General features: G+C 46.5%; 28 protein-coding genes and 1 riboswitch. Of the genes, 8 read left to right on the forward strand and 20 right to left on the reverse strand.

The features are described from left to right. Positions 1-26: 26 nt before the first annotated feature. From HP570_RS00665 to HP570_RS00720, 12 genes are all read right to left on the reverse strand, one after another. Positions 27-1,058, reverse strand: a complete 1,032-nt coding sequence (locus tag HP570_RS00665; RefSeq protein ID WP_173624602.1) for an ABC transporter substrate-binding protein — start codon at positions 1,056-1,058, stop codon at positions 27-29. Next, positions 1,055-1,813, reverse strand: a complete 759-nt coding sequence (locus HP570_RS00670; RefSeq protein ID WP_173606098.1) for an ABC transporter permease — start codon at positions 1,811-1,813, stop codon at positions 1,055-1,057. Before HP570_RS00670 ends, HP570_RS00665 begins: the two co-directional genes overlap by 4 nt. Further along, complete coding sequence (locus tag HP570_RS00675; protein ID WP_173624603.1) at positions 1,813-2,595, reverse strand: ABC transporter ATP-binding protein; 783 nt, start codon at positions 2,593-2,595, stop codon at positions 1,813-1,815. The genes HP570_RS00670 and HP570_RS00675 overlap by 1 nt, the downstream gene beginning before the upstream one ends. Beyond that, entirely contained in the window at positions 2,580-3,260 is a 681-nt protein-coding gene (tenA, locus tag HP570_RS00680) for a thiaminase II (RefSeq protein ID WP_064199701.1), read from the reverse strand. The genes HP570_RS00675 and tenA overlap by 16 nt, the downstream gene beginning before the upstream one ends. Before the next feature lie 7 nt (positions 3,261-3,267). Continuing rightward, entirely contained in the window at positions 3,268-4,563 is a 1,296-nt protein-coding gene (locus HP570_RS00685; RefSeq protein WP_173624604.1) for an acetylornithine deacetylase, read from the reverse strand. Then, complete coding sequence (locus HP570_RS00690; RefSeq protein WP_173606046.1) at positions 4,556-5,329, reverse strand: thiazole synthase; 774 nt, start codon at positions 5,327-5,329, stop codon at positions 4,556-4,558. Before HP570_RS00690 ends, HP570_RS00685 begins: the two co-directional genes overlap by 8 nt. Positions 5,330-5,334: 5 nt before the next feature. Further along, positions 5,335-5,538, reverse strand: coding sequence for a sulfur carrier protein ThiS (gene thiS, locus HP570_RS00695; protein ID WP_007729348.1), 204 nt, complete (start codon positions 5,536-5,538; stop codon positions 5,335-5,337). A gap of 200 nt (positions 5,539-5,738) precedes the next feature. Continuing rightward, positions 5,739-5,849: riboswitch (TPP riboswitch) on the reverse strand. A 41-nt stretch (positions 5,850-5,890) separates the two neighbouring features. Next, on the reverse strand, positions 5,891-6,274 hold the full coding sequence (gene kapB, locus HP570_RS00700) for a kinase-associated lipoprotein KapB (protein WP_173624605.1): 384 nt from the start codon (positions 6,272-6,274) through the stop codon (positions 5,891-5,893). A gap of 33 nt (positions 6,275-6,307) precedes the next feature. Next, positions 6,308-7,519, reverse strand: coding sequence for an alanyl-tRNA editing protein (locus HP570_RS00705; protein WP_173624606.1), 1,212 nt, complete (start codon positions 7,517-7,519; stop codon positions 6,308-6,310). Between the two features lie 81 nt (positions 7,520-7,600). Continuing rightward, positions 7,601-7,828 carry a hypothetical protein gene (locus HP570_RS00710; RefSeq protein ID WP_041749457.1) on the reverse strand — a complete coding sequence of 76 codons (228 nt, stop codon included), beginning with the start codon at positions 7,826-7,828 and terminating at the stop codon, positions 7,601-7,603. Between the two features lie 96 nt (positions 7,829-7,924). Further along, entirely contained in the window at positions 7,925-9,208 is a 1,284-nt protein-coding gene (locus tag HP570_RS00715) for a glycoside hydrolase family 18 protein (RefSeq protein ID WP_173624607.1), read from the reverse strand. A 64-nt stretch (positions 9,209-9,272) separates the two neighbouring features. After that, positions 9,273-9,581, reverse strand: a complete 309-nt coding sequence (locus HP570_RS00720; protein WP_173624608.1) for a thioredoxin family protein — start codon at positions 9,579-9,581, stop codon at positions 9,273-9,275. Between the two features lie 204 nt (positions 9,582-9,785). Here HP570_RS00720 and HP570_RS29415 point away from each other — a divergent pair, with 204 nt between their 5' ends. From HP570_RS29415 to HP570_RS00730, 3 genes are read left to right on the forward strand one after another with little or no spacing between them, the layout of a single operon-like run. Beyond that, on the forward strand, positions 9,786-10,463 hold the full coding sequence (locus tag HP570_RS29415; protein WP_254494965.1) for a hypothetical protein: 678 nt from the start codon (positions 9,786-9,788) through the stop codon (positions 10,461-10,463). Further along, on the forward strand, positions 10,439-10,912 hold the full coding sequence (locus HP570_RS29420) for a DUF6080 domain-containing protein (RefSeq protein WP_254494967.1): 474 nt from the start codon (positions 10,439-10,441) through the stop codon (positions 10,910-10,912). The genes HP570_RS29415 and HP570_RS29420 overlap by 25 nt, the downstream gene beginning before the upstream one ends. A 35-nt stretch (positions 10,913-10,947) precedes the next feature. After that, positions 10,948-11,577: a LysE family translocator gene (locus HP570_RS00730; RefSeq protein WP_173624609.1), complete on the forward strand. Its 630-nt coding sequence runs from the start codon at positions 10,948-10,950 to the stop codon at positions 11,575-11,577. 90 nt (positions 11,578-11,667) lie between these two features. Here the strand turns inward: HP570_RS00730 and HP570_RS00735 are convergent, their stop codons facing one another. Further along, complete coding sequence (locus HP570_RS00735; protein WP_064199279.1) at positions 11,668-12,558, reverse strand: NAD(P)-dependent oxidoreductase; 891 nt, start codon at positions 12,556-12,558, stop codon at positions 11,668-11,670. A gap of 26 nt (positions 12,559-12,584) precedes the next feature. Then, positions 12,585-14,060: an aldehyde dehydrogenase family protein gene (locus HP570_RS00740; protein ID WP_173624610.1), complete on the reverse strand. Its 1,476-nt coding sequence runs from the start codon at positions 14,058-14,060 to the stop codon at positions 12,585-12,587. 99 nt (positions 14,061-14,159) lie between these two features. On the opposite strand from HP570_RS00740, the gene HP570_RS00745 reads away from it, so the two are divergent. Beyond that, positions 14,160-16,295, forward strand: a complete 2,136-nt coding sequence (locus HP570_RS00745; protein WP_173624611.1) for a helix-turn-helix domain-containing protein — start codon at positions 14,160-14,162, stop codon at positions 16,293-16,295. Between the two features lie 166 nt (positions 16,296-16,461). Here HP570_RS00745 and HP570_RS00750 read toward each other — a convergent pair whose 3' ends face one another. Together HP570_RS00750 and HP570_RS00755 are read right to left on the reverse strand one after the other, a co-directional pair. Further along, complete coding sequence (locus HP570_RS00750) at positions 16,462-17,235, reverse strand: alpha/beta hydrolase (RefSeq protein WP_173624612.1); 774 nt, start codon at positions 17,233-17,235, stop codon at positions 16,462-16,464. Positions 17,236-17,324: 89 nt separating this feature from the next. Beyond that, the gene (locus HP570_RS00755; RefSeq protein WP_173624613.1) at positions 17,325-18,350 is read right to left on the reverse strand and encodes a phosphotransferase enzyme family protein; all 1,026 of its coding nucleotides are present in this window, start codon (positions 18,348-18,350) and stop codon (positions 17,325-17,327) included. Between the two features lie 134 nt (positions 18,351-18,484). Here HP570_RS00755 and HP570_RS00760 point away from each other — a divergent pair, with 134 nt between their 5' ends. Then, positions 18,485-19,222, forward strand: coding sequence for a MerR family transcriptional regulator (locus HP570_RS00760; protein ID WP_173624614.1), 738 nt, complete (start codon positions 18,485-18,487; stop codon positions 19,220-19,222). Between the two features lie 82 nt (positions 19,223-19,304). On the opposite strand, the gene HP570_RS00765 is transcribed toward HP570_RS00760, so the two are convergent. Beyond that, positions 19,305-20,324, reverse strand: a complete 1,020-nt coding sequence (locus HP570_RS00765) for a serine hydrolase domain-containing protein (RefSeq protein WP_173624615.1) — start codon at positions 20,322-20,324, stop codon at positions 19,305-19,307. A 27-nt stretch (positions 20,325-20,351) separates the two neighbouring features. Continuing rightward, the gene (locus HP570_RS00770) at positions 20,352-21,176 is read right to left on the reverse strand and encodes a MerR family transcriptional regulator (RefSeq protein ID WP_173624616.1); all 825 of its coding nucleotides are present in this window, start codon (positions 21,174-21,176) and stop codon (positions 20,352-20,354) included. A gap of 298 nt (positions 21,177-21,474) precedes the next feature. Here HP570_RS00770 and HP570_RS00775 point away from each other — a divergent pair, with 298 nt between their 5' ends. The 3 genes from HP570_RS00775 (at position 21,475) to HP570_RS00785 (ending at position 24,284) form a co-directional block, all read left to right on the forward strand. After that, positions 21,475-22,029, forward strand: coding sequence for a GNAT family N-acetyltransferase (locus HP570_RS00775; protein WP_173624617.1), 555 nt, complete (start codon positions 21,475-21,477; stop codon positions 22,027-22,029). A gap of 271 nt (positions 22,030-22,300) precedes the next feature. Then, complete coding sequence (locus tag HP570_RS00780; protein WP_173624618.1) at positions 22,301-23,812, forward strand: MFS transporter; 1,512 nt, start codon at positions 22,301-22,303, stop codon at positions 23,810-23,812. A gap of 106 nt (positions 23,813-23,918) precedes the next feature. Next, a complete protein-coding gene (locus HP570_RS00785) occupies positions 23,919-24,284 on the forward strand; it encodes a winged helix-turn-helix transcriptional regulator (RefSeq protein ID WP_173624619.1) in 366 nt (121 codons plus the stop codon). A gap of 67 nt (positions 24,285-24,351) precedes the next feature. Here HP570_RS00785 and HP570_RS00790 read toward each other — a convergent pair whose 3' ends face one another. Both HP570_RS00790 and HP570_RS00795 read right to left on the reverse strand, forming a co-directional pair. Next, positions 24,352-24,915 carry an NAD(P)H-dependent oxidoreductase gene (locus HP570_RS00790; protein WP_173624620.1) on the reverse strand — a complete coding sequence of 188 codons (564 nt, stop codon included), beginning with the start codon at positions 24,913-24,915 and terminating at the stop codon, positions 24,352-24,354. A 177-nt stretch (positions 24,916-25,092) separates the two neighbouring features. Beyond that, positions 25,093-25,569: a GNAT family N-acetyltransferase gene (locus HP570_RS00795; protein ID WP_309139170.1), complete on the reverse strand. Its 477-nt coding sequence runs from the start codon at positions 25,567-25,569 to the stop codon at positions 25,093-25,095. Between the last annotated feature and the right edge of the window lie 21 nt (positions 25,570-25,590).

Consider the following 25,590-nt stretch of genomic DNA (forward strand, 5'->3'; position numbering starts at 1 on the left):
GTGCAAAGGGGGTGCTTTTTAACTGATTACTTCACGAGATCGCGCATGATCTCATCTGCTTTGATGTCAGCTGTTATCAGCTTCTCTTTTTTCATCCAATCAATCAGTGTTTGCCAAGATTCGGCCGTCTGGTATGCAAAAGGCTTTTCCCCTGCATCCATCAACGGAATCAGGATATCCAAGCTCTTGGTCTCAATGTCTTTTTCCAGTGGGAAATCGGCAGCCTGTTTGGCAAGTAACAAATCGAGTGCCTTTTCCTTATTATTTTTCACATAGTCCTGACCCTTGCCAATCGCACGCAGGAAACCTTCCACTGCTTTCTGTTTTTTGCTCAAAGTCTCGTCACTTGTTGCCAATACGAGCTCATAATAGTCTGGAACACCAAACTCAAAAGGCTTGAACGCATTGACTGGAACGCCGTGCTTCTCCAAAATCAGTTGTTCGTGGTTGATATAGCCACCTACCACTGCATCGACCTTTTTGGCCGTCAACGCCGGGACGATGTCAAAGCCGATATCCGTGAAGGTCAGTCCGGAATCATCGCCACCACCATGCTTCACAACTTGACGTACAATCGATTCATCAAGTGGAAGTGACGGATAACCAATATTTTTTCCAGCCAACTTTTGCGGAGTATCGATTCCACTGTCTTGGCGCGTCATGATCACGTTTAACGGATGACGAACGAGTGCACCTACAGATACGACAGGAACTCCTTCTGCACGAGCTTGGATGAGCTGTGGTTGATAGCTGATTGCCAAATCCACTTTGCCCGCAGCCGCCATCTTTAACGGATCATTGCTGTCCGAAGGCATTTGCATGGTCACCTTGAGATTTTCGTCTTTGAAATAGCCTTGCTCCTCTGCTGCATACAAGAAGGAATGAACGGCATTCGGATACCAATCGAGCGCAATCGTCAGCTCAGTAGGCGCAACTCCTTTATCAGCAGGGGCTTGCGTCTGACCAGCATCCGAGCTCGCCTGATTGCCGCAAGCAGCAAGACCTGTTGCCAATGTAAGTGCCATGAATGCTTTCGTCCATTTGTTGAAAGGTTTCATTGTTGTTCTCCTTTGATTTTCATATGCGGGGAAAAATGACGTTCGATTCGTCCAGCCAGCCAAAACAGCAGCATACCGAGAATCGAGAGCAACAGGACCGAGGCAAACAGCGCGGGTGCCTGAAAATTACCGGATGCCCGTCTGCCAAAGTACCCGAGTCCTTCGCTCGCTCCCAGCCATTCCCCAATGGTCGCCCCAGCCACACTGTAGGTAGCTGCCACTTTTAGACCACTGAAGAAATGAGGTAAACTCGACGGGAGTTGCAGCTTGGTGAAAATTTGTCCGTTTGTTGCCCCCATGGTTTTTAACAGCTGAAGCATTTCCTTGTCCGTCGAGCGAAGTCCATCATACGCGTTGACGACAATCGGAAAGAAAGTAAACAGAATCGTAACCGCGATTTTTCCAGATAAATCATACCCGAACCACAAAATGAATACGGGTGATAACGCGATAATGGGGATCGTTTGGGAGATGACGATATACGGATAGACCAAGCGCTCCACAATCCGATTGCGAATCATCGCAAATGCAAGGGAGATTCCAAATACAATCGAGATCGATAGCCCCAGTAACACTTCCTTTAACGTCGCCCAAAGATGTACCCCTATTAGAGAGGCGCGTAAATCCCACAAAGACACAATCACAGCGCTAGGCGGCGGTAAAATGAAGGGCTGCACCCCGAGGAAGCGACATCCAGCTTCCCATACCAGAAGAAAAATGGCGATGGAGATACCAAACCATATGCCTCTCCCCATCATGCTTCTCTCCTCAACGGCTTCATTGTTGCTTGGCGATCCTGTCGAAGCCGTTCCCAAATCTGTTCACGCAATGCCAAAAATTCGGCTTGGTTGCGGCTGCTCGCCGTTCGCGGTCTGCTCACCGGAACGGTTAATTCCATCGGCTTGGTGATCGGACTACCTGCAAGCACGATAATCCGATCGGCAAGTAAAATGGCTTCGTCGATGTCATGTGTAATCATCAGCATCGTGCTGCCTGTTTCGTGCCATTTTTCCATCAGCCACTCTTGCATGTCCATTCTTGTAATTCCATCCAACGCACTAAATGGTTCATCCAACAGCATCATCTCTGCGCCTGAAAACAATGCCCGTAAAAAGGAAACTCGCTGACGCATCCCGCCGGAAAGCTGGGCTGGATAGCTGTCAGCCCAGTCCTGAAGACCATACCTTGGCAATTGCTGTCTGACACGCTCATGCGCTTCTTTTTTCGTCATACCTTTGATTTCCAGCGGCAAAGCTGCATTTTCGACAATCGTACGCCATGGCATGAGCAAATCGCGTTGGGGCATATAGCCGACCTGCCCCAAACGATTTGCTACCGGTACACTGCCGAGCCTGATTTCGCCTCGTCCCGGCTCAAGAAGACCTGCGATGAGCTGAAATAACGTGCTTTTCCCGATCCCGCTCGGACCGATCAAGCTGACGAATTCCCCTTTTTCCACACGCAGATCAAAATGATCGAGAATCTGCCTGTCGCCATACGAAAAGCTGACGTCGGCGAAAGCTAGTTGTTCTCCCACGGCCACATTTCCTCTCTGTAGGACATGTCCCAGAACATGTACTCCATTTTGGAGGTGTTGACAAAATACTCCTCTAGCTTGGCCAGCTCTTGCTCACTCTTACCTTCTGCCAATTGATTCATGATATCAATCAGCCAGATCGCCAACTGCCCAAATTCATCGGAACTGTACATACGTACCCATTCGCCGTACAGTTCGTGATCCAGTGCCCCTTCTACTTGTGCCAAGCGCTTGCCGATTTCCCAATAGCTCCATGTGCATGGGAGTAGTGCACTCACCAATTCCGCCAACGACCCTTGATGAGCAACACGCAGCATGTAGCTGGTGTATCCCAGCATCACAAACGAAGGCTCTGTCGCTTCCAGCTCCTCGCGAGAGATACCAAAGCGCTCAGCATATTGGCGATGCAGCTCCATCTCTGTGTTTAGCGTCGATTCTTGCAAAGCAGCGAATCGGGAGCTTGTTTCCAGATCGTACGCCTTTACACTCGCAATCGCGAACATTTTCGCGTAATCAATCAGGTAGATGTAGTCTTGTTTCATGTAATATTTGAATGCACCGACAGGCAGGCTGCCATCTCCAAGTCCCGTGACGAAAGGATGTTGATGAACACGCTCCCAGATCGGGGCTACACTTTTTCTCAGACGATCAGTAAAGGTTGTCATGCGATACTCACTCCTTCGCTTCCTTTGGGGTATTGCACCAGGTGGCAATAAAGCGGGCCATGATCTGGGCAAAATGAACAAGCTGGTCAGAATCAATTGATTCATCGACGGCATGAGCATGCGTGAGCTCACCAGGCCCGAATAGGACAGCTGGAATGCCTGCATGCGCAAACCAGCCTGCATCGGTAACCGTAGGCGACATGTTAACGATAGGTGTTTGATGCATGTGACCTTCATATGCGGATTGCAGCGTTACCAACCCCGGATGCTTCGTATCCAACTCCAGTGAAGGGAAGATTTCACCGCGCTCCTCAATCATCGAACGTCCACCCCAGCGGAATGTTGGAGGATTGTCTCTCAGCCAAAGATCTGCGGCAGCCGTACGCCCGACGTGATCCTCGATCTCTCGAATAATCTCTTCGTAGGATTCGTTCGGATAAAAATGAACGGTAATCCATAGGGCGCAACGGTCTGCGATGAACGCAGCGTGCCGGCCTCCTTCGATGACTGCAGGATTGATCGTATTGCTGCCTGGCGGGAAGCCGGGATAGGACTTCATGACAGCCCAGTCCCGCTCCAGCTCCTGTAGTGCGGTGATCACCTTCGTCATTTTTTCAATGGCAGATGCTCCCCGGACGCGTCCGCCTGCATGAATCGTCTGTGCACGCATTCCGTCATGCAGCGTCGTCGGACTCTCAATCGTGATCCAGCCTGTAATGACCCCGCCCTGCCCTTGCATTTGCAAATTGCTCGTGTCCACTACAACGGCGTAGTCAGCCTGATAGCCACGCTCGATAGCGACCAATGTCCCCGCTTCACCCGCTTCTTCTCCGATGACGGATTGGAAAAGCAGATCTCCCTGGAGCTCCACTCCGTGTTCGCGCAGCATTTGGATCGCAAACAAGCTCGCTGCGAGTCCGCCTTTCATATCCGCAACTCCACGTCCGTACAGGCGCCCATCCTTGCCGTGTGTCAAAGCAAAAGGTGGATAGGTCCACCCGATGTCATCACCGACTTCAGCCACGTCGATATGCCCGTTGACAATCAAGCTGTTTGCGTAGGTTGAGGCACTCCCTGATAACCGACCGACAATATTGTCGTCTCCCGGATATACCGTCCAGCGATCTACCTCGAATCCCATCGTTTGCAGCCTGTCGGCGATTGCTCCTTGTGCGGTATCACTGTTTCGCGCTGGAGGACTCACAGTCGGATAAGAAACGAGCTCTGCCAATAAAGCGAACAGCTCTTCTTTGCGGCTGGCGATCGATTCTACCGCTTCTGTCAGTCGATCCACGCTACTCAATCATCCCTTCGACCGGGCTGCTCGCGGACGCGTAACGCTTTTTCGCGATACGGCCTGCCAAGAAGCCTTTGCGACCTGCTTCCACGCCGAGCTTCATCGCTTCTGCCATCAGGACAGGATTGTCAGCGAGAGCGACGGCTGTATTCAACAAGACACCATCAGCACCCAGCTCCATTGCTTTCGCGCAGTCTGCTGGCGAGCCAATTCCTGCATCTACGATAATCGGTACGTTGGCATCCTCAATGATAAAGCGGAGGTTGTTTTCGTTGACAATCCCTTGCCCTGAACCAATTGGTGAGGCACCTGGCATAACCGCATGTACGCCAACCTCTTGCAGTCGTCTAGCAAGAATCGGGTCGTCATTGGTGTAGGTCAGCACGATAAAGCCTTCTTCCACCAAGATTTTCGAAGCCTCGAGCGTGCCAATCGGGTCAGGGAGAAGTGTTTTCGGGTCTCCAATAACCTCGACCTTGATCATGTCACACAGCCCAGATGCTTTAGCCAAACGGGCGATGCGCACTGCTTCTTCTGCTGTATAGGCACCTGCTGTATTTGGTAGCAGGGTGAATTTTTTCAAATCCAGTTGTTCCAAAAAGTTCGGTTCTTGCGGATTTTCCAAATTTAAGCGACGAATCGCAAAGGTCAAAATTTCTGCTTCCGACACCTCTACCGCTTTCCCTTGTGTATCCAAGTCAGCGAATTTACCAGTACCCAGAAGCAAGCGGGAGCGAAACTCGTACGGTCCAATTTTCAATGTATCCATCATGATGATCATCCTCCTCCAACAAAATGAACGATTTCTATGCGATCTCCGTCTGCAATCGGTGTTTGCTCATACGCTGAGCGATCAATAATTTCACCATTTCGCTCAACGACGACAATCTTCTCTTGCAGGGAATAAGAAGCGAGCAAAGCCCGCACTGTCGTGATCTCTTCCGCCAACTCTACTTTTTTCCCATTCAGCTGAACAATCATTGATTACCTCCTTCTACTGGAAAAAAAACAGCTTCTCCCGCCTGCCTGAGTCGATTCAGACAAACAGAAGAAGCTGTATACCCATCCCATCTCACCGGACGAATGGCGTAAAAAAACCATCCGCCTCGGATGGTTGAGTGTCATCTTATCATGTATGCACGCAAACAAGCATAGTTCCGCTCGGTTGCGACACCGTGATACTGATTCCAAATACCTCTTCCTCCGCTGGCATGACCCAGGTCAGGTTCAACGGTCAGTAACACACTCGTCACAATCTCAGCCAACGTTGCTTGGCCCCCGTTTGGTAGTAAAGCTATGCAATTGTCGTACATTCGAGTACTACAGTACCACTCTATTTCGTGTTTGTAAAGGCTTCCTTATGCATCTTTTCCAGCTCAACGAGACAGCGCTCTGCCCAAGCTGCCATTTTCGAAAGCTTTTCCATTTCTCTCTCCATCGCTTGTCGGACAGATTCCTTGTAGTCGGGAATCGCTCCATTATAGCGAATGAGCCCTTGGACAGGCGTCATGAATTTTTCCATGTACGACAGTGCTGGACGCTGGTGAAACAGCGGCACATCTACTTCGTAGGAAGAATGCAAATCGCCTTGCGTCGGGTATTTGGTAACTGCCAACACCTTTACCAGCAACTTCGAATCGTGGATTTCCAATACTTCTGCAATATATTCACCCGTTCGCTGCGCAACGCGAACGATATCTCCCGGATTCCAGTTCATCGCGGTCTCCTCCTTTTCTTGAATCGAATGCATTTACAACAGTGAGGCTTCCAGCAGTTTGCGTGCATGCAGCAATACTTCTTCCGCATCCACTACTGCCTGACCGCCACCCTGTGCCATGGCAGGATTTCCCCCACCTTTACCATTAATGACCGGCAAGGTTTCTTTCAACACTTGATTGATGGCTACGTTGACTTCTTGCCCACGACCAAACACGATTTGCACTTTGTCTTCGGTAGTAGCAGCCAAGAGGCAAATTGCATCTGGCGCCAAAGCGGTAGCCAGCTGTGCGAACTGCTGAAGCTGTTGAATGGTCTTGTCTGTGAAGGTACACATAATGAGGCGCGACTGACCGAGTTGGCTAGCAGCAGCTAGTTGTTGATTGACTTCCACTTCCAGGAGCTGCTTATCCACTTCTGCCAATTTTGCCTTTAAGGTGTCGCGTTCTGCAAGGACGCGTTCCGTCTGTGCGATCAGTTCGCCTTCATTGGTAGCGAGCAGCTTCGCTGTATCGCGAACGACAGCTTGCTTTTGGTTGTAGTCCCGCAAAGCTCGCCAGCCACAGATGAATTCCAGACGAATGTTCCCGCGATGTCGCTCCCAGCCCAAGATCTTGATCATCCCGACTTCGCCCGTGCGCGCTGGATGTGTTCCTCCACACGGGTTGTAATCAAACTCAGGAATCATCACGACACGAATATTTTCGGTAACAGTCGGCTGTTTTTTCAAGGGCAGCGTTGCCAATTCCTCGTCATCAACAAACCGTACAAGGATGGGGTGGTTTTCCAAAACAATCTGATTCGCGCGCTTTTCTACCTTTTCCCATACTTCTGTTGTCAACTCATCCAGTCGTACATCAATGGTGACGCGTTCTTTTCCCAAGTGAAAGGCAACGGTCTCCGCTTGCACAACTTCCAGGAAGGACGCAGATAAAATGTGTTGGCCAGCATGCTGCTGCATGTGATCGAAGCGGCGGTCCCAATCGATGTGCCCCGTTACTTCCCCTATACTTTCGGACAAGGGAGCCTCCAGTCGATGACGAATTTCACCGTCTACCTCTTCAACATCTACCACACGAATCTCTTCCAATACACCCAGGTCGGAAGGCTGTCCGCCTCCAGTAGGGTAAAAAGCCGTTTGATTCAGTACCACGTAAGGTGTCCCATCTTGCTCGACACCAGTTTTTGTCACCCGGGCCGAAAACGTTCTTGTATAGGCATCCTGATAATAGAGTCTGTCGTCCATCGTTACTCCTCGCTGCATGGAACCATGATTCCAGCCTGATTCTCCCACTCGGGGGCAAAACAAAAAGCGTATGTATAAAGCTTAGCCAAACAAGTGATCCATTTGTTTTTCGCGCTCTTGGCGCTCCTCTGGGCTTGCCAGGTCATACTTTTTCAATAAATGAAACAGCTCGTTTAGACGCTCTTGGCTGAGCTCGCCATTCAACTGATTTTTGAATTGACTCACACGCAACTCTGATAAATGTGGAGCTTGCTCTGCCAGTTTTTTGAGTACATCCTCATGGCTGTGATCCAATTTGCATTCTCCCATGATTTCTCCCCTTTTCCTTCCTGTCATCTTCATCATACCATGATTTTTCATTCAAAAAAAAGGCGTACAACCCGCGGTGGAATGTACGCCAGATGACTATGCTCGTTTACGGACGCGAAAGTTCTCCTCGATTAACAGCCAATTTTGCGGAAATGGCAAACCGAGTTTCCAGTAGCTGACGCCTCTTAAACCGAGCTGTTTAACCAGATTGAACTTGGCTTGAATCGACCGCGCATCCTCAAACCATACGCGATGTTGCTTGCCTTGATCATCGGTGTACGTAAAAAATGGAGCCTGCGCGCGATAATCATATCGAATGACGGCATTATGCCGCGCAGCCAGGGCAATTGCCGCTTGCGGACTCAGCGCTTTCGCTGTCGTTCCTCGCTCGTACGGTAAGGTCCAGTCGTATCCGTACAGATTTTGGCCCATCAAAATTTTATCAGCTGGTATTTCAGTAATGGCGTATTGCAAGACACGCCGCACCGGTCCAATCGGAGAAACTGCCATGGGAGGACCGCCACTATAGCCCCATTCATACGTCATAATCACGACAAAATCGGCAAGCGCTCCTATCGCCTTGTAATCATGGGCGGAATACCATTTACCTGCTTGCTCGGCACTCGTCTTCGGTGCGAGCGCAACAGACATCATCAACCCCTCTGCATGTATACGACTCCTTGCTTTTCGCAAGAAGTTCGCGTAAGCTTCTGCACCTGTTGTAGGCAAAGCTTCCAGATCAAAATGGATATCCCCCATTCCCAGCTCATGGGCGGTCGCAAGAATATTATCCAGCAATTTGTTCTGGAGTTCTTGATCGTTCAAAATGAGTGCGCCCAATTCCGTACTGAACTGACCTTTTTCCAAATTCGTCACAACCATCATAAGGAGGACTTGGTTTTCTTTTGCGATCGCTGGAAAATTGCTCAGATTTGGTCGTTGGAGAGTTCCATCCCGTTTGATACGAAAGCTGAACGGTGCCAAATACGTAAGATGAGGGGCAGCCCTCCGAACATCCGCTTCCATCGCGGGTGGGACAGTGCGGCGCGGTTCCACATAGGCATTGAAATCAGCCGCTCGTCTAGGGCGAGGCGGGATATATAGCTTTTGCCCAACTTGTAGCGGTTTATAGGGAGAAATCCCATTGACACGAGCAAGCTCTGCTGCGCTGATATGGTTACGCTGACCGATGGTATACAACGTATCTCCTTGTTTGACCCAATAGTAGCTTCCTACAATCGGGATCGCCATCGCCTGTCCGATTGCCAGTTTATTGGGATCTGGTAATTCATTCGCCTTATCGATCGCTTCTGACGTTGTGCCGTACGTCTCGGCGATGCTTGCTAAGGTTTGTCCTTCTTCCACCACGTGGATTTGCATACGCCTCCTCCTTCGCATTTCTTCTCTCTTTGTCATATTCATAGCGAAGGGAATAGGTGTATGTCTAGGCCAAAGGTTTCAATACATCGTATAAAAATCCAACGGACTGGATGGCATAATGCCGTGCTACCAATTCGTTTCGTTGAAAAATAAGCAAGGCGGGGACGCTGGTCACTTGCCATTGTTCTGCCAATGCAGGCGCCGTATTAATGTTAATCTGATACAGAGGAACGGCAGGCAATGCTTCTTGCATGATGCCGAGCATACGTGCTGCGAGCTTGCAGGTCCCGCACATCGGTGTATAGACAAAAAGAGCGACCGACTTCTTTTCTTGCAGGTATTGGATCAGTTCTGTTGAGGTTAGTTCTTGCAAGTCGTTCACTCCTTTCAATCTCATCGGACATGTTCATTCATGCTAGACCCACTGATTGTAGCTGTCAACAGCGTGATGCACAGGCTTCGTAAAAAATGGCTAGCCAATTGAATGTAAAATTTTGGTGCAGAATTCATTATTTTTGTATAATATAGCTAAAATTCGTTACGTTAATCTCAAAAATACGTTGAATGGTGGATTGGTATGCGTTTTTTCAGCTATTTGTTTCATGATCGAAAAGATAATGTCAGAGCGTTCCTTCTATTTGCCTGTTTTTTCATGTTTTATTTGTCGATGAATGTGCCTTTTCTCACTTATATGAATCAAAACATCACTGTTCTTGCCCCGATCAGCCCTTTTTACGGCGTTCCATTTACGCTTAATCTGTTTAATTTTGACCCGACGCTGTACTATAGCTCTAACAACCCGACGGTGATCCATCCATTTATAAATTTGATTTCTTTTCCTTTGGCTTATTTATCGGAATTTTTCAAGGAAAACTTCTTCTTCGCGGTGGTTCAATCGATCATGAACGCGCTCGGCGTTGTAATGGTTTACTACTACCTGCGCAAGGGATGGAATAGCTTCTATACCCCATTGCTTTTTGCCGTATTTTTCGGGACGGCCTCTTATCAAATTTTCACGGCAATGATTCCCGATTCCTATCCGTACGCGCAGTTCGTCATTCTATTATCGGTACTTTACACGCAGTACAGTCGTGCGGAAAAGAAATTGGCTGTGTGGCCCAACGCTTCATTCGCCCTCGTCAACTTTGGTGTCACCTCAAAGCGATTCATACCGGAGGGTTCATCTACACGGCTCCGTTCTCGTTTTTCGAGCATTGGAAAGCTCTGTATATGCTCGTTATCAGTCCTGTGCTGACCCCAGACATTGCGCTCATCGATCCAAAACCGGGGATGGTCGCATTCGCTACGGACCTCACGCTGCCGTATCCATGGTATGTGCATGTCATCGGCTTGACGCTGATCACTCTGGCTATACTCGGTTTCATCAAAGGGATTCGTACACAAGAAGCCTGGTCGCTCGCCGCCTATATCGGGTTTGCTTTCGTGCTGCACATTGTAATAGGGTTCGGACTCGCCACGTTTACATACGATTTGTACTTGTATGCCGGACATTACTTCTTCGCCTTTTTCCTGCTCGCTGCGAGGTTCATCATGCATCTGCGCCATGTGAAAGTAAAAAAGGCATTACTCGGTCTTATCCTATTGTTCGTCATTGTGACGTTAGGCAACAATGTCGTGAAGCACGATGAAGCATTGCATGTGATTGAACGGTCTTATGCACAAATGAATAAAGAGAGTGAGTAAATGAGAAGCTGCTTCATGAAAAGAGGTCATGCAAATTGGTGAGTTTCGGTACTCTTATTACCTTTCTATTTGTTTCGCTCGGCATGGTTTGTTCTCCTGGCCCTAACATGATTTACCTCATTTCCCGGACGATTTCACAAGGTCGCAGAGCTGGAGTCATCTCACTTCTTGGTGTCATACTTGGATTCGTGATTTACATGATCGCCACTATGCTCGGTCTCTCTGCTCTTTTCATAACGGTTCCGTTCGTTTACGAATCAGTCAAGTGGGTCGGAGCTATCTACCTGCTTTGGCTCGCTTGGAATGCAGTAAAACCGGGTGCGACTTCCATTCTCAAGCCTGATACTCTTTCTATTGAACCACCGAAAAAGTTATTTCTAATGGGATTGATGACAAATCTGCTGAACCCCAAAATTGCTATTTTGTATGTTTCACTCTTGCCTCAGTTTGTAGATCCTGCGCGGGGATCGGTGCTCCTGCAAAGTGCTACTCTAGGTATTACACAAATTGCCGTCAGCTTTACTGTTAACCTGCTTATTGTTCTTGTAGCAAGCAGAGTTGCTGTCTGGTTTGGTACACGACCAACATGGCTACGGGTACAGCGTTGGCTAATGGCAAGTGTCTTGACAGGTCTTGCTGCGAGTCTTGCTTTTGATCGCAGATAGTGGTCCATACTTTCAGTGAATTGCAACCTACAAAAAAGTAGACTACAAGCAATCGTTGCCGTAGTCTACTTTCACTTTCAAACTCAACGCTTAACGCGCAATCGTTGTCTGAGCCAGCTCTTCGGTCACGGTACAGACCGCACTCGAATCCCAGCTACCTTTGCCTTGTGCTTTGGCTGCCTCATACATTTGTGCAACCGTTCCTCCAACGAGTACAGGCACTTGCTGTTCACGTGCGGTTTGCGCATAGAGCTGCAAATCTTTGTGCATATGATCCAAGGAGAAGACTGTATTTTCATACGTACCGTACAAGATGTTAGGCCCAAAAACGGAAAGCACACGATTGTGGGCAGAGCCTTTATCCATGACGGCTGCCAGCTTGTGTGGATCAACGCCAGCTTTTGCTCCGACACTGAACGCCTCGCCCAACGCTGCTGTAATGACTGCAACGACAGAGTTGTGACAAAGCTTCGCCACTTGTGCAGCTCCGGATTCCCCCAAGTAAAAAATTTCCTTTCCAATCGCTCTGAGATAGTCCATGATTTCTGGAAGCTTTGTCTCATCACCGCCGACCATAATGGTCAACGTTCCGGCCGCAGAACCAGCGGGTCCCCCACTCACCGGACAATCATAATAGTAGATCCCTTTTTCTACGCCTTGCTGATTCAGACGTTTTGCTGTTGCAGGATCGATCGTACTGGTATCAAATACGAAACTGCCAGCCCCTAATGATAAGAAAAGTCCGTCCGCACCCAGCATGACTTCCTCTACAATCGCAGGACCTGGAAGCGAAGTGAAAACGACACGTGCTACGCTACCCACTGCCAGTGGAGACTCGACGACCGTCGCTCCTTTTTCCTTTGCCCAGGCTTTTGCTGCCGGACTTGGATCGTAGGCATACACGTGGTAGCCTTTTTGCAACAGATTGCAGACCATCCCTTTTCCCATTGCACCAATGCCGATCACACCAATCGCTTCCATCTTCGCTCCTCCTGCTTTCCCTATACTTATGGCCGAATATAGACCGTTTTTGTCTCGACGTAAAAATCGAGCGCTGACTCCCCTTGCTCTCTCGGACCCAATCCAGATATCTTTTTCCCGCCAAACGGAAACTGTGATTCAAAATGAGTCGACGGCATATTGACATGCGTGACACCTGACTGAATCCCTTTGACAAACTGGAAAGCTTTTTGCAAATCGTTCGTAAAAATCGTAGAGGACAAGCCAAATTCCACCTGGTTAGCCACTTGCATAGCATGTTCGAAAGAATCCACATCGATCACGGCGATCACAGGGCCAAAAATTTCTTCGTTGGCAATCGTCATCTCCTGTGTGATGCCGGTAAATACCGTCGGCGCGACGAAATAGCCTTGGGCGAGATCACCATCTACCAGGCGCTTCCCTCCGCATTCCAGTACGCCGCCTTCTTCGATGCCCTTTTGTATATAATGAAGATATAAATTGAGCTGATGCTCGTCCACTACTGGACCATTATGATTGTCTGGATCGAAACCATTCCCGATTTTCAAGCCCTTCGCCCGCTCGATCAGTTTTGCTTTTACTTCTTCGGCTACTTCGGGAACAACCAATACGCGACTGGTCCCCGTACAACGTTGACCATTATCGAAGAATCCGCTCAGTACGATGGAATCGATAGCGAGGTCAATATCGGCGTCTGCTAGGATGATCGCCGGATTTTTCCCGCCCATCTCCGCCTGAATCTTCCCTCCTCTAGCTCCAACTGCTCTCCCCAAGGCAAGTCCCACTTCAGATGAACCCGTAAATGAAATCCCTTTGACCAGTGGATGATTCGCTAATTCATCCCCGATTACTGCACCTGGTCCTGTAACCAAATTCACAACGCCACTTGGAACGCCACTTTCAATTAGGAGCTCTACTAGCTTTACACTAATCAAGGAGGTGTTGCTTGCTGGCTTGAACACCACTGTATTACCTGCGAGGATGGCTGGAACGATCTTCCACAAGCCAATCCCCAGCGGAAAATTCCATGGAGCAATAATCGCGAAAACCCCGATTGGTTCTCGTACCGTGTAACCCACTACCCGTTCATCAAAGGAAGGCACCGTTTGACCAGTCAAGCGAGTCGCTTCTCCGGTCAACTGCTTCATGGAAGCGATTGTCTTGGCAACCTCACCTCTCGCTTCCCGCAATGTTTTCCCGACTTCACGGGTGATCGTTTCTGCGAGCTCTTCTTTGTGTTTTTCCAATAAGTGAATGAGGGAGAACAAGAATTCTCCACGTGTGGGAGCCGATTTTTGTGACCATTCACCAAAAGCATCGGCAGCAGCTTCAATGGCAGAACGCGCATCTAGCCCGTCCGATTTTTGAAAATAACCGAGAACCTCATTCGTATTGGCAGGGTTCGTGCTGGGGAAAACCTGTCCAGTATGGCTCGTCACCCAAGCTCCGGCGATGTAGTTATTGTAAGTTGCTGTCAAATCGTCTCCCACCTTCCGCTTCATATAGGAGTATTGTATCTAGCAAAAATTATGAATACAATGTATATACAGACACTTATTTCCAGATACAAATGTGTATTTCTCTATATGGAGGACACGTGGATGAATTCTTTTTCGCTCCTGCTTGAAAAGCTGCATGAATGGTTTGCTGATCAGCCTTTTTCTATCTGGTTCCAATTTTCGCGTGATCGACATTTTCGGCTTGTTTTCTCCTCTTTTCACGAAAACGCTACCACAGTTATTCCCCCTATGACTGTACCTCACTGTGATAGCGATGCGAACGATAAGCGTTATACCTATGAGTCCCTTCCCTCCCAACAAATGTACCGTTTTTTCTACGAAAACGAAGGACAAGCTGTTATCTGTCTAGCACAAGCACATAAAGCAAACCAACCGGTCATCCTAACCGCTGACCAATGGGACCTATTGTGGTTCGGGATTCGTCTGTTGTTGGCAGAAGAAAAAATGACTGCCAAAGCGGAGGAAAGCAAGAAGCTTTTTGAAGGGATTCGTTCCATATCTGCTACTCTCGACGTTGACCAAATCATCCCCGGAATCATTGGTAATGCACTGGCTGTTATCCCGGCTGCAGACGCAGGCCTCCTGCACTTGTATGATCCCTCTATCGACCGATTGATTCCGAAAGCGACTGTCGGTTTTTATGATACCGTGTTCAAAGACCTCAAAATGCGAGTAGGAGAATCCATCGCGGGCAAAGTGTTCGAGGACGGAATCCCACGTATGTACAAAACCAGCCAAGAAACAGCCCATGCAATGAAGGATATCTCTGCTGATAACTTTCATTCTCTGAACCACGCAAAAGCATTGCAAGACTTGAATGGGTTGTTATGTGTTCCAATATCACGAGGAGAAAAGCGTATTGGTGTAGTTGTCCTGCATCAGTTTCATCAAGAAAATGTGTTTACCGAGTACGACCTCAACCTCCTCCAAGGCTTCGCAGACCAAACTTCCATCGCCCTGCAAAATGCCGAGCTCTATGCTGAAGTCAAACAAGCGTATGAGCATATGGCTACCATTAGTGCTCAACTGCAAGCCAAGCACGATGATTGGATACAACGCAACCATATCCACGAGTCCATCAAGCAGTTGTCCTTGCAAAATAAAGGCGCGGAAACAATCGTAAAAACCCTCAGCAAAATGACCGGACATCCCATCTATTTTGCCGATTGGCTTGAGCAGAAAATGTATCCTGAAAAGAGTTTTTTTAGCTGGGATGAACTGTATACATTGCTGAACAAAAGAAGACAGCCCGTTTCCGTCAACCTGTTCTCGCCCGCTTCTGGTGACGATCAACGGTTCTGTCTGTATCCACTAATCAATGGAAGCATCTTTCTCGGATGTCTCATGCTTCCCGTAGACGAACGCGGGCTATCTGATCTCACACGCATGACGGTCGAACAAGGGAGCGCTGTGCTCATACTCGATTTGGTGAAAAAGCAATCGATCAGCTCTGTGCTGTACAAGCGTGCACACGATCTTTTTCAAGAATTGATCGCAAGCAAAGGCAATGAACTGTTTGACCGCGCCCATTCGATGGGGTTACAGCCACAAGCAACATACTACGTGATCTATGCCCATCTGACGCAGTGCCACGACCTGGCATTGCTAGAAGCAAACATTCACCGACTCATTACCCGTTGCAAATGGGCGTTCAACAAAACACAAATGTTTGTCTACGGATTCCATAACCATGTCACCCTCCTCATCCGGACTCTCGGCTCCCGAGATGGAAAGGACATCCGGGAGAGGCTGCAACAGGCGTACGATGAGTGGGAACTTGGCAAGGAAGCATCGTTATCCATTGGCGTGGGAAGTATGGCAAGCGGGATTGAGCAAATCAGCAAAAGCTACGAAGAAGCCAAGAAAGCCGCTCTCTACCTGACCAACCGCAGCCGTTCTGGTGTGGTTCACTATACAGACCTGGGTGTCAATCGCCTCATGCTGAACCAGAGTCAAACCGATATTGATGCATTCATTCATGATGTCTTTGCCCCCCTCTGGCAAGACCCGGAAAAATATGAGGAATGGGAACAGACGATCATCACGTATATGAAATGCAGTCAATCCCCTCAACTGACTGCCAAAGAGCTGCACATACACGTCAATACGCTGTATCAGCGTTTGCGCAAAGTCGAGGAGCTTCTTCATATCGATTTGCGAAATCCGGAAGACTTGCTAAAATTACAGCTCGCTTGTCATTTGCGCCAGGAAGGATAAATCGAAAAAGGCAGGAGTAGCTTCGGACGGAAAAAGTCCTGAGCTACCACTGCCTTTTTTCTTTACAAACGATTTTTTTTTCGTGTTTGATGTATTGTTTACCATAATTTTATTATGTAAACGACCTCTTTATGGCTTTTCTATTTGATGAGAATAACACTTCAAATTATTTCAAAACTTTCTTTAATGCTTTTTGTAACGCTTCATTGAAAAAATACCAGTCATGATTGCCAGACCATTCTTCATACTCAATGGTAAAGGTAAGATTCCGCATTTCATTGTAGAATCTTACGTTGATATCACGCATAAAATCTTCAGTTCCACATGCGATATATATTTCAGGTCTGACTGACTGATCTTTGATCTTGTTAGCTAAGTCCAATATCTCATGCTCATCGCTCCACTCCAAGTTACCTCCTAAAATCCCTTGAAAATCCTTGAGCATCTGTTCTCCATAAACCATTCTAAATTTTTCAATCTCTCCATGCTCATCTAAATCCTCCTTCAAAAATAAGCATGGTGATGAAAATGCACAACAATAACCATATTGCTCTGGTTTTGACAATGCACATTTCAAAGCTCCATATCCTCCCATTGAATCACCAATAATGATCGTATCCTCTCTTTCTGAAGATATGTTAAAGACACTTTTGCATATGATTGGCAATTCTTCGGAAATATAACTAAAGTATTTAAATCCAAACTTCATATCCGAACAAAAACTCCTCGAAATTTCCGGCATGACAAATATTGCATTATAGTCATTTGCATAAACAGGCAACATCGTATAATTTGCCCAATCACCATTACTTCCGCAAAGACCGTGAAGCAGATATACCACTTGATAATTTTGCTCCATATTAAATTTGTTTGGAATAATAACCGTTATTCCGGTTTCAATTTCTAGCATACTAGAAAAAACACTACCTCTTAATATCATTTCTTTGCCTCCGTTTATTCTTCTGGATTATGATTTTTCTTACATTACTTATAATACCGACACATAAAACTAAGTCATCAACCAGCATTTCAAATGGTGGTTTGATTCCAGTATTTCACTGCCTTTGAAGGAAAAAGAAATGGCTTACCATTCAAGTAGTTTTTAACCATAGGTATTGCATAGGGTTGTTCTTTTTTAAGTCCCTCGGTTTCCCTGGGGTCAGAAGCATGATGACTATAATTTTCAATCATGACCATCACCGCAAAGCTCTCTAGTTTGGAGAGCCAGTCCCCTTCCAGTTTCCGCAAACTCTCGTAGCCTTTCATAACTAGCTCTCTTTGTGCAGGAAATAAACCCAAAATGGTATGGGCGATATCATAAAGATAGTAACCAAACCCACATCTTCCAAAATCAATCGGACGAGGATCTCCGTTGTGAAAAACAATGTTTCCTTGGTGCAAATCGCCGTGAATGATTCCATAGTTGCTGCTATTCTTGTCCAATTTGGAAAGACCAGTGAGTATTTTATCCGCTGCCAATTGATATAGTTCGAATTCTTCATCCGTCAGAAATCGATGGTAATGCTCTGTCAAACGAGTCATAGATTGCTTGAAGCTATCCTCTCCCCATATCGGACGTGCAAATTCAGGGGGCAATTGGAAATCTGGAGATACTGTATGAAGCTTTGCTAACAAGACACCCTCTTTGTATACTTGTTCTTCGGTCATTTTTTCATCTACATGCTCTCCTTCGACCCAGCGCATGACGGATACGAAGACACAGTCACCATTTGCTAGCTCGATGCTCACTGTCTTGGAACCATTGCGGCACTCTACTCCCGTTGGAATCGCTACGTCTATTTTTTCATGCAAATAGCTGAGCCAAGCAAGCTCGGAATCTATTTCTTTTCTGTTCTTGTTAGCGTGAATGCGGAGTAAATAATCCCCATCCTTCTCAGTTTCTACGATAAATGTGCAAGTATCGGACAGTTGGTTGAATCGAATGTGCGCCCCATCCAAGTCGTATTCTTGCAGCGCCTTTTGTGCGATTTGCTGGAACTGGGCCACTACCTTCTCCATGTCATCTTCAGAATTCAACTGAAATAGCTTCGTCATGCGAATCCCCCCACCCAATAAATGGATCATACGCTTACATTCGGTTGTTTTCGGCCGTACTCCTTTTTTCATTTTTTTCGCTTGACTCCAACCTAAGGTCAGACTGCAAACTCAACTTCAGGAGGTGAAGCGCCATGTTGTATACCGTTAACGATGTAGCTAAACTGTCTGGTACCACAATCAAGACACTGTATCACTATCAAAAGATTGGTTTGCTAATGCCAGAAGTCGTTACAGAAAATGGGTACCGCTATTACGGTGAGAATGAGCTCAAGCGGTTACAACAAATCTTGTTTTATCGTGAGCTAGATTTTTCATTGGACAGCATTAAAGCTGCACTTGATCACGAACCAGAAAGACTTCGATGCTTATGTGAGCAGCAAGCGATGTTAAAGGCACGCCAGCTACGATTGGAGCGCATCTTGGATACGCTCGAAGAAACAATTCGACACGAGAGGAAGCGAGGAAAAATGTCCACAGAAAACATGTTTGATGGATTGAACGAAGAAGAATGGAAGCAGGCATTCACTCAACAAAATGAGCATTTGCAGAAAGCGTATGATTTTCAATTGGATACAGAGAATCTGGACGTGGCTTCCTTGAATGAAAAAGCTGCCGAAGCGAAGGCATTCATGACGTTTATGGCCGATGCGCTGAAAAACAACAAAAGTGTCGACGATGAAACAGTGGTTTCTGCAATCGAAAACCATCTTTCTTTTTTACAAAAAGACCATCCGATTGATGCGCGAGCATTTGCCGAGCAGTCAAGATTTTTCCTTTCAGATGAGTTCCACCGCGCGATGTTGGAAGAGCAGCAAACGGGTTTAAGCTACTACATTTGCATGGCTGCCGAAAATTACGCTTCTAAGTAAAGTATAGTTAAACGACCGTTTAACAAATAAACCGGGTGAGCGGCCACTCCCCGGTTCATTGCTTCCATTCCTATCTGCTGCCTTAGATTACCGCCTCGATAATATGTTCCTTGATCAGCGTCCATCGATCACGAGAATTCGGCATGAATTCTGATGCAATGGCTACGACGAGGTTTTTTTCTGGGATGCAACAGATCATATTTCCGCCATCGCCCAGTGCAGCGAATGAAAAAACACCGTCCTCTTCACGTAACCACCATAGATACCCGTAGTGATTGAGATTCATCGCGGTTGAATCATCTATCCAAGCTACTGGAATGATCTGATGATTACCCCAACAGCCACGATTCAGATAGAGCAAGCCAATACGTGCCATGTCACGGGGAGTTAACGTGAGCCCCCACCCTCCTGTGGAGTTGTTGTCAGGATCTTTTACCCACCCTCTCACATCTTTCCCGAATAAATCTTCAAATCCAAACGCTTTCATATCATAATCAGGGATTTCTTCTATGCCGATGGGTTTAAACAAGTGTTCGTTGGCAAATTCCCGGGCACTTTTTCCTGCGCTGCGTGTGAGGATGGCTGAAAGCAAATGCGCCCCAGCAGTCGAATACTTAAACCCGCCAATCCTTCCCTTTTGCCCGAGCATATCCAGGGTATATGTTACCCAATCGGACTGCATACACATCTTGTCCAGTGGTTCGTGCCAGTCCTCAAAAGGATAGGGGGCTGTCATCGTGAGGAGATGGCGTATGGTAATTGCTTGTTTATGCGTTTCCGTATGATCGGGTGCATAGTCTGGGAAAAAATCCAGCACCTTTTGGTCAACATGTTTGATAAACCTTTTCTGTATGGCAATTCCGATGAGAGCAGATAGAATACTTTTCGTTACAGACGCGACATGATGTCTATCTTTCGGTCCATAGCCATGATAGTACCTTTCATGGACGATATAACCATTTCTTACAAGAATGATCCCGTTTATGTTGCTGTACGAGGCTTCAATGATAGGGTCTAGCTCTGCTAGTTTTTCAGCCTCTATGTTCAAGAGGGCCGGGTCAACTGCTTGCCATTTTGTAGGGGACCAATCACTTCTTTGCATGATAATTCCCTCCTCCACAAGAGAATGTCATTTTTTTCTAACTGGAAAATACACTTCCGTAACAAGCTCCTCAGGAACGCTGGCATGATCGGGTTCGGTTACATAGACTTCGTAGGGTGATCTCACCAATTCATAGCCTTCCTTTTCTACCCATTCCCTCAGCCTGGCATATACCGATGTCAATTCTGAGTAAGGCCCCTTACATACAGACTTTGCACAAAGTCCCCCTGGCAAATCTCTTGTTCCCATTACAGCCTCCGCGACCGGAAGTGCAAACTCGGTATCATTTCCGGCGGGATTGAATTCCGGGCTGTGATAAATCGTTATTGGCGTACCGAGCAAGGTGAGCTTTTCAGTCGCAATCCTTTCATACAGCTTACTAAAATACTTTCTATATCCTGTTGCATAATCATCACTCGTCATCACCTGGCGTAACGAAAGAATATGGATGGGCTGGGTCTCGACAAGCTGTACTTCAATGTTGTCAAGGTATGCCATCATGGGGATCCCCTGCTCCATTTTCAAAAGATCATGGTTCAGTTGTTTGATGGTGTAATCCAACGCGTTTCGTTTTTCATACATTTCCCTTTGCTTGCGAAGAAGCACGGTAACGAGCTTCTCTTCCGATTGATCTTCTTCCCTTTCCAGAATGGCTTTTATTTCGTCTAGCGAAAAATGATACGATTTCAAACGATTGATGAAGAGCATCTTTTTCAGTTGCTTGATGGAATAATATCGATAGCCATTTTCAGGATGAATCTCGTCCGGTTTCATTAATCCGATTTCGGCATAATAGCGAAGCGTTTTGGTTGTCACTCCGCATATCTTTGAAAATTCTCCGATTGATAGCACAGGCTCACCTCTATTCTTCAATCTATATCGATATCCTACTTATACCCCTTCCCCTAAGGGCAAAGTCAACTGCAAGAGCCGTTTTTCAGCAATCGGCCATCATGTGAGATGAATATGATCATTCCCGCATGAAAACTGTAGCACCTACTAGGCAATCATTGTACAATTATTGAGAGAATCTTACATACAAAATAATACGAGGAGGTTCTGCAAATGGCGGAGCAATATGTATTCCGTTAAGTCCGCGGTCCCCCTTTCTATCCCTATTCTCACCTTATAAATACAGAGGAGGACGAATATGGATATTTTCATTAGAGAACTGCGGGCTGGCGACGAAGAATGTGGTGCAAACATTGATGGGAGCTTTATCGTAGACTCTACCCTTGTCTTGCAACTCATCGGACAGCAAATCGGATATACGGTGAACGAGAGACCTCTTAGAACGAAAAGCTACGATGATGAACAGCTTGAAGAAGATACGATTGAGGATTATTCGAACTATATCGGCAATCCCCATCAAATCATTTATATAGCGCTCGTAAACAATCAAGTTGTGGGCCAAATTGTTTTGAAAAGAAATTGGAACAAATTTGCCTATGTGGAAGATATCAAAGTTGATAAGCAATATAGAGGATACGGTCTCGGTAAAAAACTAATCGAACAAGCTAAACGCTGGGCGAAGGATGGCGGTATGACGGGAATCATGCTGGAGACACAAAGTAATAATGTCCGCGCATGTAAATTTTACGAAAGTTGTGGTTTTGTCATCGGAGGTTTCGATTCCTACGTCTACAGAGGTCTAGATAAAGATAGTGATGAGATTGCAATTTATTGGTATCTCATGCTTGATTAAAGAAGGCCATTCCGTGGCAGATTCCGGATTTCGAAATCGATAAATACAGAGAAGAGCGAAATGGATTTTCTGGAGTTGTCGCACCGCGACAGCTCCTTTTGCTTTTTCGCCGATAGCCCCTCTTCTAGCAAAATGGTACGCGTGGCTTGTAACGAGGTAAAGTTTTATTTGCAACTGTTCTTTCCCTATTTCTTGGCAACGAAAGCATAAATAATAGTCTTGTAGCGAAGTTTGCTAAATCAATAGAAAAAGAGATAGGAGTTCGCTTTTTATGTCACGATCCGAAAAACGTAACCGTTTCATTATCCTTGCAATGGCACTTGGCTTACTGATGTCATCCCTCGACAATACCATCACCTCAGCGGCCATTAGTCACATGATTAAAGATATCGGTGGCTTTGAAAGCATGAGCTGGGTTTTCACTTCGTACGTATTAGCCGCAACCAGTACGATGCTCATCTTCGGAAAAATGTCCGATCTTTTTGGACGCAAGTTGTTTTACTTACTTGGCATCACGATTTTTCTCATTGGCTCGGCACTTTGTGGCGTTGCCCAAAGCATCGAACAGCTAATTGCTTTCCGTGCCCTTCAAGGAATTGGTTCAGGGGCTCTCTTTCCGATTACTTTCACAATCCTATTTACGCTTTCCTCTGATCCGAAATATACGGCACGAATCTCTGGCGTGTTTGCAGGAATCTTTGGGCTCTCTTCTATCGCCGGACCTCAAGTCGGGACCTTGCTCTCTGATTACTTGGGGTGGCGCTGGTGCTTTTATGTCAATGTTCCGATCGGTTTGTTGTCTCTCTTAACGCTTCTGTTTTCCTTGAAAGAATCTCGTTCTCAATCAAAGCCAAAGATTGACTATTTGGGGACTGTTACATTAATCGTCTCCTGTATAGCTGTCATGCTGGCGCTTGAATGGGGAGGAAAAGCATATGAGTGGTCATCGTGGCAAATCATCTCACTATTTGCCCTGGCCATAATAGTAGGGATTGCTTTTATTCTGGTAGAACGTCATGCACAGGAACCGATCCTTCCTTTCCAGATTTTCCAAAACCGTATGGTGGTCGCGACTTGTATCGCTTGTCTTTCTCAAGGTGCCATCATGTTTGCTGCCATCACTTATTTGCCTATTTTCGCTGTGGCCGTGCTCGGGTATCCGAACTCCAATAGTGTTTTGACTCCGTTGATGCTCTCTTTGACGGGAGGTGCCGTGGTATTCGGAATGTTGCAAACAAAGTTTTCCTTCCGATCTCTCATGGCGTTCTCTATGCTCGCTAGTGTAGTAAGTTCTATTTTGCTCATGTACGTTTCAACGGGCATTTCCTTCTTTTTCTTAACACTCTTGATGATTCTGTTCGGGTTTGCTGCAATCGGGCCGTTAATGAGCGTTGCACAAAACGCGATCGTGCATTCCGTCGATAAACCATATATCGGTATTTCTTCCTCGATCGTTGGGTTTTGCCGAAACATGGGAGGCGTACTCGGTGCATCGATCACGGCTGCTGTTGTGAACCAAAATTATGCAAGTATCGTATCCACCAGGGCGTCATTACATGGCATTTCCTCGGAGAAAGTAGCTGATCTGCTTAATCCTGAAGTTCTCATGCGTGAGCCGTTAAAAATCGAGCCGAGTATTCATTCTTTTCTGAGTGACTCTCTAGGTACTGCCATCAATCATGGTTATATCGTGGGATTGATTTTCGCCGTTATTGGTTTCTTTTCCGTACTATACGCAGGCCCTGGCAAGCTTGAGCGCCATCAAAAGAGTGTCGAATCATAAAAGTCCACGGGTTTCATGCTCCGCATCACTTTCCAAAGATGGCAGTATGGTATATGGTAAAGTATATGTATTTACAAACCATACTTCCCAAAGGAGAGTGTGATTCGTGCGTGAAACCTGTGTTCCGACTGGTGTGGAGCTGAAAGATACTGGTTTTGGTTATACGTTGTCTTTAATCGGCGGTAAATATAAAATGATCATTTTGTATTGGCTCGCTGAAAAGAAGGTGATGCGGCATAATGAGCTAAAGCGAAGTATCGGTACCATTTCTTTTAAAACGCTGAGCGTGATGTTAAAAGAGCTCGAGGCAGATGACTTGATCATCCGCAAGGAATTCCCCCAAGTCCCTCCCAAAGTGGAATATTCCTTAACAGAACGTGGTCTTTCTCTCATCCCTTTATTAAATATGATGTGCGACTGGGGAGAGAAAAACAGCTTGCAGCCTCAGGAGGATGTAAAGAAACAGGCATAACGATCGTTTCTAACAAGAAAAGAAGTATCTCCCAACCGCGGAAATACTTCTTTTTTCTTTGGGCTTCTTACAGGTTATCGATGAATTTCACATAATCTTGCGCGCTCTTATCCAATACGCTACCAGTCGGCTCAAGTTCTTGACCAGGTACATTTTCCCCTGACTCAGTCTCCGCACCATAATACGCAAAGAAAGAGCGATAATCCGCGTGGCAGTAGCGGAAGGTTGTTTCAAAAGGGGTCAATATTTGCTCAAGCGTATACCGATACCTTCCCCCTTCCTGATAATCCTCCTTCCTAATTCCCGCAGACACCGCTAATGCAGCTTTGCGATTCTTTAATTTATCGCCTCCTTTTGAACCGTACGCCCACCCATATGCAAAAACATCGTCCAGCCATTTTTTCAGGAGAGGTGGACAATTAAACCAGTAAACCGGGAACTGTAATACTAGATGTCCATGCGATTCAACCAATTGTTGTTCTTTTTCCACATCAATGTTTCCATCCGGGTAAACCTTATGCAATTCGTGTACGGTATACTTTTCTGGATATTTTTTGAGTTCTTCTACCCATCGCTTATTGATGACGGATGTTTCGATGTTTGGATGTGTGACGATTACAAGCGTTTTCAATGTAAGGTCCTCCTTGAAGTTTGTTGTTTTATGAGTATAAAATGCTTGCTGCAAATTTGTAAGTACGCACATTTTGTTCAGTTACTTACATAAAGGTGAGTGTAAAGAACAGAAAAAAGCCTCCCCGCGACCTAATGATTCTAGGTTGGTATCGTGGGAGACCATTTTGCAAATGGGTTATTTGAGTTGTTTCTCCATGTACAGCGTGCCTTCAATCGGATTGAAACGGTAGGGCTCAATTGGATAGAATTCCAACGAGCGGTAAAGCTGAATCGCTTGTTCCATCGTAGGAAGCGTATCTAATCGGATGAATGAATAGCCTCGAAATTTCGCTTCGTCGATGATCGCCAAGGCTAATTTTTTCCCTACTCCTCTACCCTTCCATTCAGGCTTCACGTACAATCTCTTCATTTCGCAAACTTGTTCATCTATTTTCCGTAAGGCAACACATCCTGCGGGCTGTTCGTTATCGAGTGCCAACAAAATACAACCGTCTGGTGGTGCGTATTCGCCGGGTATATTTTGCAATTCGATGGCAATGTTTTGAAAGCTCAAATCAACTCCTAATGAATCTACATATTCCAAAAAAAGTTCACGTGCTTGTTCGTATTCATCATCCTCCGTTGCATGAATCAAACGCAGCAATCCCAACACCTCCACATCCCGTCGTGCGAT

The organism is Brevibacillus sp. RS1.1, assembly GCF_013284365.1.
GTDB lineage: Bacteria > Bacillota > Bacilli > Brevibacillales > Brevibacillaceae > Brevibacillus > Brevibacillus brevis_D.

Bases quoted from the DNA above. Each gene is read 5' to 3' on its own strand.
- HP570_RS00665 (WP_173624602.1), bottom strand. From the start codon at position 1,058: ATGAAACCTTTCAACAAATGGACGAAAGCATTCATGGCACTTACATTG.
- HP570_RS00670 (WP_173606098.1), bottom strand. From the start codon at position 1,813: ATGGGGAGAGGCATATGGTTTGGTATCTCCATCGCCATTTTTCTTCTG.
- tenA (WP_064199701.1), bottom strand. From the start codon at position 3,260: ATGACAACCTTTACTGATCGTCTGAGAAAAAGTGTAGCCCCGATCTGG.
- HP570_RS00690 (WP_173606046.1), bottom strand. From the start codon at position 5,329: ATGATGGATACATTGAAAATTGGACCGTACGAGTTTCGCTCCCGCTTG.
- thiS (WP_007729348.1), bottom strand. From the start codon at position 5,538: ATGATTGTTCAGCTGAATGGGAAAAAAGTAGAGTTGGCGGAAGAGATC.
- kapB (WP_173624605.1), bottom strand. From the start codon at position 6,274: ATGAACTGGAATCCGGGAGATATCGTTCGCGTTGCGCAGCGAACGGGT.
- HP570_RS00705 (WP_173624606.1), bottom strand. From the start codon at position 7,519: ATGGACGACAGACTCTATTATCAGGATGCCTATACAAGAACGTTTTCG.
- HP570_RS00710 (WP_041749457.1), bottom strand. From the start codon at position 7,828: ATGGGAGAATGCAAATTGGATCACAGCCATGAGGATGTACTCAAAAAA.
- HP570_RS00715 (WP_173624607.1), bottom strand. From the start codon at position 9,208: ATGCAAATCCACGTGGTGGAAGAAGGACAAACCTTAGCAAGCATCGCC.
- HP570_RS29415 (WP_254494965.1), top strand. From the start codon at position 9,786: ATGCGTTTTTTCAGCTATTTGTTTCATGATCGAAAAGATAATGTCAGA.
- HP570_RS29420 (WP_254494967.1), top strand. From the start codon at position 10,439: ATGCTCGTTATCAGTCCTGTGCTGACCCCAGACATTGCGCTCATCGAT.
- HP570_RS00735 (WP_064199279.1), bottom strand. From the start codon at position 12,558: ATGGAAGCGATTGGTGTGATCGGCATTGGTGCAATGGGAAAAGGGATG.
- HP570_RS00740 (WP_173624610.1), bottom strand. From the start codon at position 14,060: ATGAAGCGGAAGGTGGGAGACGATTTGACAGCAACTTACAATAACTAC.
- HP570_RS00745 (WP_173624611.1), top strand. From the start codon at position 14,160: ATGAATTCTTTTTCGCTCCTGCTTGAAAAGCTGCATGAATGGTTTGCT.
- HP570_RS00750 (WP_173624612.1), bottom strand. From the start codon at position 17,235: ATGATATTAAGAGGTAGTGTTTTTTCTAGTATGCTAGAAATTGAAACC.
- HP570_RS00755 (WP_173624613.1), bottom strand. From the start codon at position 18,350: ATGACGAAGCTATTTCAGTTGAATTCTGAAGATGACATGGAGAAGGTA.
- HP570_RS00760 (WP_173624614.1), top strand. From the start codon at position 18,485: ATGTTGTATACCGTTAACGATGTAGCTAAACTGTCTGGTACCACAATC.
- HP570_RS00765 (WP_173624615.1), bottom strand. From the start codon at position 20,324: ATGCAAAGAAGTGATTGGTCCCCTACAAAATGGCAAGCAGTTGACCCG.
- HP570_RS00775 (WP_173624617.1), top strand. From the start codon at position 21,475: ATGGATATTTTCATTAGAGAACTGCGGGCTGGCGACGAAGAATGTGGT.
- HP570_RS00780 (WP_173624618.1), top strand. From the start codon at position 22,301: ATGTCACGATCCGAAAAACGTAACCGTTTCATTATCCTTGCAATGGCA.